Origin of the sequence: Microvirga sp. 2YAF29 (assembly GCF_052114605.1) — a bacterium.
Taxonomy (GTDB): domain Bacteria; phylum Pseudomonadota; class Alphaproteobacteria; order Rhizobiales; family Beijerinckiaceae; genus Microvirga.
Window position 1 is genome coordinate 1 of sequence record NZ_JBFRFB010000048.1, and the last position, 523, is coordinate 523.

Annotated in this window: 1 rRNA gene; it reads left to right on the forward strand. The window is 52.2% G+C overall.

The features are described from left to right. Positions 1 to 523, forward strand: a 23S ribosomal RNA gene (locus AB4Y85_RS19445); the annotation flags it as partial.

Below are 523 nucleotides of genomic sequence, written 5' to 3' on the forward strand. Positions count from 1 at the left end.
GTTGTAGGACACTCTATACGGAGTTACAAAGGAACGATATAAGCGAAGAGGTCTGGAAAGGCCCGCCAAAGAAGGTAACAGCCCTGTAACTGAAATGTTGTTCTCTCCMGAGTGGATCCTGAGTACGGCGGRACACGWGRAATYCCGTCGGAAKCTGGGAGGACCATCTCCCAAGGCTAAATACTMCCTAGTGACCGATAGYGRACMAGTACCGTGAGGGAAAGGTGAAAAGYACCCCGGRAGGGGAGTGAAAGAGATCCTGAAACCGTGTGCCTACAAGTAGTCAGAGCCCGTTAAYGGGTGATGGCGTGCCTTTTGTAGAATGAACCGGCGAGTTACGATCCCATGCAAGGTTAAGCTGATAAGGCGGAGCCGTAGCGAAAGCGAGTCTGAATAGGGCGTTTAGTATGTGGTTGTAGACCCGAAACCAGGTGATCTACCCATGTCCAGGGTGAAGKTMAGGTAACACTKAMTGGAGGCCCGAACCCACGCACGTTGAAAAGTGCGGGGATGAGGTGTGGGT